Annotated in this window: 5 protein-coding genes; 4 read left to right on the plus strand and 1 reads right to left on the minus strand. The window is 68.4% G+C overall.

Features of this window, described 5'->3' with window-relative positions:
• The coding region (locus tag DJ75_RS15025; RefSeq protein ID WP_141212065.1) for a zinc-ribbon domain-containing protein at positions 1 to 162 on the minus strand (162 nt) is incomplete at its 3' end.
• A gap of 222 nt (positions 163 to 384) precedes the next feature.
• Here DJ75_RS15025 and DJ75_RS15030 point away from each other — a divergent pair.
• The 4 genes from DJ75_RS15030 (at position 385) to DJ75_RS15045 (ending at position 4958) form a co-directional block, all read left to right on the plus strand.
• Positions 385 to 2700, plus strand: a complete 2316-nt coding sequence (locus DJ75_RS15030) for a BGTF surface domain-containing protein (RefSeq protein ID WP_176451471.1) — start codon at positions 385 to 387, stop codon at positions 2698 to 2700.
• A 100-nt stretch (positions 2701 to 2800) separates the two neighbouring features.
• A complete protein-coding gene (gene cheY / locus DJ75_RS15035; RefSeq protein WP_094525237.1) occupies positions 2801 to 3157 on the plus strand; it encodes a chemotaxis protein CheY in 357 nt (118 codons plus the stop codon).
• The gene (locus tag DJ75_RS15040; RefSeq protein WP_094525238.1) at positions 3157 to 4377 is read left to right on the plus strand and encodes a chemotaxis protein CheC; all 1221 of its coding nucleotides are present in this window, start codon (positions 3157 to 3159) and stop codon (positions 4375 to 4377) included. Before cheY ends, DJ75_RS15040 begins: the two co-directional genes overlap by 1 nt.
• Positions 4374 to 4958 carry a chemotaxis protein CheD gene (locus DJ75_RS15045; RefSeq protein WP_094525239.1) on the plus strand — a complete coding sequence of 195 codons (585 nt, stop codon included), beginning with the start codon at positions 4374 to 4376 and terminating at the stop codon, positions 4956 to 4958. The genes DJ75_RS15040 and DJ75_RS15045 overlap by 4 nt, the downstream gene beginning before the upstream one ends.
• Positions 4959 to 5324: the final 366 nt, after the last annotated feature.

Here is a 5324-nt window from a genome sequence, read left to right on the forward strand (position 1 = left end):
GTCCCCGCCGCCACCGCTCCCGGCGTCGGCAACCTTCTCCGCCTGCCGCTGGACGTACTCGTCGAGCTCCTCGGCCGCGTCCTCCGTCTGCGGGGCGCCGCACTGCGCGCAGTACCGGGCCTCCTCGTCGATCGACGCCTCACAGCGGGGACACGATGGCATCGTAATCAAAGGGGACGCTAGTCTGGCTTAATTCTTCGGGGAACGATCGGACGGTTCACCCCGGCGCAGTCGGCCGATCTTGACGAGTTCACGTCGTTCGCGTTCCGATCCGGTTCACAGGCGTGATAATCGGGAGGGTACGTTTTAGTCGGTGACTCTCGGACCGATAGACGACAGACACGCTCCGTGCTCCCGCGGAGCCGACGATCCCTCCACACCACGATGACAGCCACACCCGATGACGAGGCGGAGCGGTTCGAGCGATCGAGAGCCGCGGAACCGTGCGACACGGCCGGAGCTAAATGTACCGACGTGACGCTCCCAGCTCGCCTCCGATGGCTCTCGACGACTCTGTGCGGCACGACGGCGCTCGTCGTCCTCGTCGCGGTGGTCGTAGTCGTGGCAACGGCTCCCGCTACCGCGGGCCTTTCGGCTCCTTACCCTGAGTCGCCGATCGAACCCCTCGGGCCCAACGCGGTCACCGCGGAGCCGACGGCCGGTGATGGTCCGAGCGACCGGACGGCGATCAACGGCTCGTTCGTCCGTCCGACTTACACCGGGATTGCGGGCGATACCGTCGAGATCAGATACAATGATATTGACAAAAAGCGGTATCTCCTCATCGGCGGGAATCGGCTCACCGATACCGGAGAGTCGGTCGGATACACCGACGTCGTGGTACTACAGCCCGACAGCAACAACGTCACGATCAACACGCGACTCCTCGGAACCGACAACAGCACGGCCGAGAGCTGTCGCGATGGCGGCTGTAATCTCGATTTCCGTAATGAGGACGGAGATCCACACGACAACGTGGAGGATCTCTCTGATCTCTCCGGTGCGACCGGTGCTGGCGGGCTCGCGCGGCCACTCGTGCCAGAGCGGTACCGGCTTGCGATCACCAACGGCACGTTCGTCGTTGAGGAGCCAGGCGTCGTGACGCCGGTCGAGACGGCAGCGCAGTCGGACCTCCTGTTAACGAAGCCGACGTTTCACGACGAGGTCGAGGTGTTCACGACCTCGGACTCGAACGATATCGAAGGCGAGGTCGACAACGAATCGCTCAGTACTCTCGAACAGAACGGTCTCGACCGCACCGCGGTGACGAAGGGAGATCGCGTCGTCCTCGGCTTCGAGTCGACCGGCATCTGGGGGGCGCTCTCGTACTTTGCGGACAAGGAGTCGCTACAGGCCGGGCAATCGATCGATCCCTCCGTCTTATCGGAGTTCCTCAGGACCGAAAACGGCGTCTCGCTCGAGGTACGACAGACGAATCCGGGGATGAACGAGCCGCGGTCGGAACTCGAACTCGCCGACGTCGACCCCGAGGACGTGACGCTCCTCCTCGCCGACGCGGAGGAGCTGGAGACCGGCGACTCGACCCCGGGCCGGTTCTACCTCGTCTTGGACACGAGCGACGGCGGTCCGTTCACCGAGGACCCGGAGCCCGGCGACGAGTTCGCCGTCGAGTTCGCCCTAGAGGGCGCCGAGGGACACCGGTACGCGTTCGCTGACGACGACGGCGACGACGAGGAGCCGCCGGCGGCATTCGAACAGCGGTTACCCGCCCCGGACCAGTTCCCGTACTGGGAGACCGACGACGGGACTGTGAGCGCGGAGGCGTCGTTCTCGATCCAGGAGCGGTACTTCGAATACGACCACGTCACCGACGACGGCGAACTCCTCGTCGAGGCCTCGGGCGGGGCGGTGACGGGGACGACAACGATCCTCCCACCGATCGAGATGTCCGCCACCTTCGTCGACGACAAGCGCGACGAGCCCTTCCGGTCGGAGTCCGAAGTATCGCTCTCCGACGACGGGAACTTCACCATCGGCGCCGACCTCGGCAACGCCGACCCCGGAACGCGGCTGAACTACGAACTGTACGACGGGACGACGCTCCGCGACAGCCGCACGGTGGTCGTCGTCGACGACACCGACGACCCGGACCGGCTCGCGATCGACAGCGTCCCCGAGAACGTCACCGTCGCGACGGGCGGGAACCTCTCCGCGCTCGGAATCGGCGTTCGAAACGCCGGCGGGCTGGAGGGAGCGGGAACGCTCGCGCTCGATGTCGCCGACGGGAACCTGACGACCGCTCGCGAACTGACGCTGTCGTCGAACGGGTCGCGCACCGTTAGCTTCCCGTCCGCGACCGTCCGTCTCGACCCCGGCGAATATCCGTTCACCGCCACGCTCGACGGAGATCAGAGAAACGGGACGCTAGTCGTCGCGGAGGATCCGGCGAGGACGACGATCGACGACGATGATGGCGGCGCCGACACGAACGACTCCGAGAACTCCTCGAGCAGCGGTGATGACGACGAGAACTCTACGGCCATCGACACAAACTCCACAGGTACCGACACTGACTCCACGGACACCGGCGGAAACACGTCGGACCCGACCGGTGACTCCGGCGGTCAGGACGGCGAGGACGAGCCGACGACGTTCCTCCCGTTCGGGATCGGCACGCGAGAAACGCTCATCGGCACTGCCCTCGTCGGCGCCGTCCACCTCCTCGGTCACTGGGTGTGAATCCAAGCTCCTCGACGAGCACCGTTATCGCCGTCCGTTCTCAGCGCTGAGAACCGCGGGGGAGCCGTTAAGTGATCGCTGTACCCGCCTTCAGACAACAATGGCAACGCGCGTGCTTATCGCGGACGATTCGGAGTTCATGCGGAACCTCCTTCGGGAGATCCTCGAAGGGGAGTTCGAGATCGTCGGCGAGGCCGAAAACGGCGTCGAGGCGGTCAACATGTACGAGGAACACGGCCCGGACCTCGTGATGATGGACATCGTGATGCCGATCCGCGACGGGATCGAGGCGACGACGGAGATCTTAGAGGAGAACCCGCAAGCGACGGTGATCATGTGCACCAGCGTCGGTCAAGAGGAGAAGATGAAGGCCGCCATCAAGGCCGGCGCGGAGGGGTACATCACGAAGCCGTTCCAGAAGCCGAACGTGCTCGACGCCATCGGATCGGCGGTATAATGCGGGTCGACGTGCGTGCGCTCGGCGCGTGTAACCGCCTGGCGGAACGCGGGGCCGAGCAGGCCGCCGGCGCGCTCGCCGACCTCACGGGGACCGACCTCGCGGTCGAGGTCACGGGCGCGAGCGTCGCCAGCGGCGAGGACCTCGCCGAGGCGTTCGCGGGTCGCGAGTCGATCGGCGTGAGCGTCGGACTCCGCGGCGGGCTGGACGGCGAGGCGGTGCTGGCGTTCGACGCCGCCAACGTCGACGCCCTGCTCTCGCTGCTCCCCGGCGGCGCATCGATGGAGCGCAGCGCGGTGACCGAGGTCGGCAACATCGCGCTCGGCGGCTTCCTCGACGGCTGGGCGAACTACCTCGGGAAGGCGATCGACATGACACCGCCGCGCTACTTCGAGGCCGACGGCGCGGCCGTCCTCCCGGACGGGGCGCTGGCCGGCGACGGCGTGTTCCTCTTCGAGAGCCGGCTGGACGCGACGACGACGGACCTCGACTTCTCGATCTACATGCTGCCCGACTCCGGTCCCTTCCGCGACCTCATCGTCGGGAAGACGGCGCCGGCGGCGACGGCGGGGGCCGAGGCGACGGGAGACGGCGGACCGGGGGCCGGAGCCGCCGGCGAGGGCGGGAGCACCGCGGTCCCGTACGAGTCGCTGTCGACGTTCGCGTCGCTGGCGAAGCGCGGCTCGGCGAACGCCGCCGACAACATCGCGATGATGACCGGCCTCGACACGACCGTCGACGTGAGCCGCCTCCGGTTCGTCCCGCTCGCGGACGTGCCCGCGGAGGTCGGCGTCGAGCCCCACGCCGGCACCGTCTTCGAGTTGCAGGGGGAGCCGAGCGGCTACCTCGCGATACTCTTTGAGGAGGAGTCGGCCGCGGCGATCGCGGAGTCGATGCTCCCGACCGAGCCGGACGAGCCCCTCGGCGGGATGGCGGAGAACGCGCTCTGCGAGCTCGGCAACGTGATGACGAGCGGGTTCATCGACGGCTGGGCGAACGTGCTCGGCACCTCGATCAGCCACTCGCCGCCGGAGTTCGTCCACGACATCGGCTCGGCGACGATCAGCCCGCTGGTCGCCAAGCTCAGCCGCCGGCAGGACTACGGGTTCGTGATCGACGCCGCGATCCAGACGGAGGGCGTGCAGGCGCGCTGCGACGTGTACGCGCTCCCGGACGAGCGCGAACTGGCCCGGGCCCTCGACCGCCTCTCAGAGACGTGAGCCACCCCTCGTCGTCCCGCGGTCGCGGGTCGCGAGACCGCGACGGGAGCGACGGCTCCGCGAAGCGCGGCGACGGCCAAGCGCCTGGAGACGTCGGGACCGGCGGTGCGACCGAGCGCCGGATCAAGGTCGGTGTGGGCGAGCTGGCCGTCGCGACGCGGGGGGAGACGCTGACGACGAGCGGACTCGGCTCCTGCGTCGCCGTCGCCATCGCCGACGAGCGGGCGAGCGTTCGCGGCCTCCTCCACGCGATGCTGCCGACGAGCGACGAGACGCGTACGGCCGCCGCCCGTCGAGGGAAGTACGTCGACGCCGGCATCGACGCGCTCGTCGACGACCTCGTCGACGCCGGCGCGGTGCCCGGTCGATTGGAGGCGCGCGTCGCCGGCGGCGCCGAGATGCTCGACCTCACGGACGCCGTCGGTCCCCGAAACGTCGAGCGGGCCGAGCGGTGCCTCGCGTCCGCCGACGTTCCGGTCGTCGCCAGCGACGTCGGCGACGGCGTGGGCCGCACGGTCCGGTTCGTCGCCGGCGGCGGGCTCGTCGTCCGGGCGGCCGACGGGTTCGAGCGCACGCTCTGATCCGGGCGCTCGGCGCACCCGTTGAGCGAGTCGGACGACGGGCCCGCCGCGGACGTGACACGCGTTCGCCGTCCCCGAGTGTGGTGTTTTCTCACTGTTGATATTTTGAGGGGTGAATTGAAGTGTGTTCTGCGGGTCGTACTCGGTAATGGGCCTCGAACTACCGGTGTGGGGAGCTCCAACGGCCACCTGGATAGTCGCCACGCTGGGGCTCGTCGGTGCGAGCGTCCTCGACCGTTTTCTCGACGACGGCGGCTCCGACGACGACTCCGGAGGCATGGGCGGCGACGACGATCCCTTCGGCGGCGGAGGGATGGGGGGGGGGGGGGGGGGGGGGGGGGGGGGGGGGGGGGGGGGGGGGGGGGG

It is taken from the genome of Halorubrum sp. Eb13 (assembly GCF_002252895.1).
Taxonomy (GTDB): Archaea; Halobacteriota; Halobacteria; order Halobacteriales; family Haloferacaceae; genus Halorubrum.